1 protein-coding gene is annotated in these 1,228 nt (G+C 75.2%); it reads right to left on the bottom strand.

Translation table 11 applies throughout. The features are described 5' to 3' along the window. The coding region (locus LCD33_RS28595) for an MFS transporter (RefSeq protein WP_224978505.1) at window positions 1-1,065 on the bottom strand (1,065 nt) is incomplete at its 3' end. Window positions 1,066-1,228: the final 163 nt, after the last annotated feature.

Genomic DNA, 1,228 nt, shown 5'->3' with positions numbered 1-1,228 from the left:
GAGCGTCACCGCCGTCACGACCCAGCCGAACGCCTCCGTCTCGGTCCCGGCCGGCGCGGCCAGGTCCAGCGCCACCGAGTGCGCCGTGGACTGCGGGGTGATCAGGCACCCGGCGAGCAGCAGCGCCAGGCACAGCCCCCACAGCGTCCCGGGCAGCGCCAGCAGCGCGACGAGACCGGCGAAGCCGAGCAGCAGCGCGGGCAGCCGCAGGTGCATCGGCCGCGGCCACGGCCGCATCCCGTACAGCACGCCGAACACCACGGAGGTCACCGACAGCGCGCTCAGCAGCAGCCCGCCCGCGTTCGGCGCCCCGGCCGCGACCGCGGAGGCGGGCACGCCGACCTCCACGAAGCCGATGAGGCAGCCGAAGCCGAGCGCGGCCAGCGCCACCGTGCGCATCCCGGGCGCGCGCAGCGCCCCGAGCATCCCGCCCGAGGTGCGGGAGTCGTCCTGCGGCCGCAACCGGCGGGCGGCGCGCGTCGAGGCGAAGCCGATGCTGCCGACGATCATGCAGGCGCTGCCCGCGACGACTCCGGCACCGGCCCACGGCAGCGCGACCAGCAGCCCGGCCAGGCCGGGGCCGAGGATGAAGAAGACCTCCATGCTGATCGCCTCGTACGAGTAGGCCGCGTCCCGCGCCGGCCCGGCGGGCAGCAGCTGCGCCCACAGCGCCCGGGAGGCGGGGGCCACGGTCGGCTGGCTCGCGCCCAGCAGGAAGCCGAGCGCGGTGAGCACCACGACCGGTGCCCCGGATTCGATGGCGGTGATCTCGGCGGCGACGAACACCGCGAGCGCCGCGGACATCACGACCATCGGCCGGGTGGGTCCGATCCGGTCGATCACCCTGCTCTGCACGACCGAGCCGCACGCCACGCCGACGAGCTCGGCGGCCGAGACGAGCCCGGCGGTGGCGAAGCTGCCGGTCACCTTCTGCACGTACAGCAGCAGTGCCAGCCCGATCATCGCGATCGGCAGGCGGCCCAGCAGGGAGGTCAGGACGGGTGCGGTGGCTCCGGGCGTGCGCAGCGCGGCGCGGTAGTCGGCCAAGGTGATCGAATGGGACACGCGTACCAGTATCCGCGTCCTGGTACGCCGGTACCAGTCGTTTTCCGGGTGTTCTCCGTCGCCCGGAACGAGCCGCGACCCGGCTGTCCGCGCTTCTCGGGCTGACCGGGCCGCAGCGGGCGGCCGAGCCCGGCCAGGCGCCGCGCGACCGGGACCGGACGTG

It is taken from the genome of Saccharopolyspora sp. 7B, assembly GCF_020177435.1.
Lineage (GTDB): Bacteria > Actinomycetota > Actinomycetes > Mycobacteriales > Pseudonocardiaceae > Saccharopolyspora_C > Saccharopolyspora_C gregorii.
Note: the sequence above shows the minus strand (reverse complement) of the source record. Positions and strands in the feature narration are given on the sequence as shown.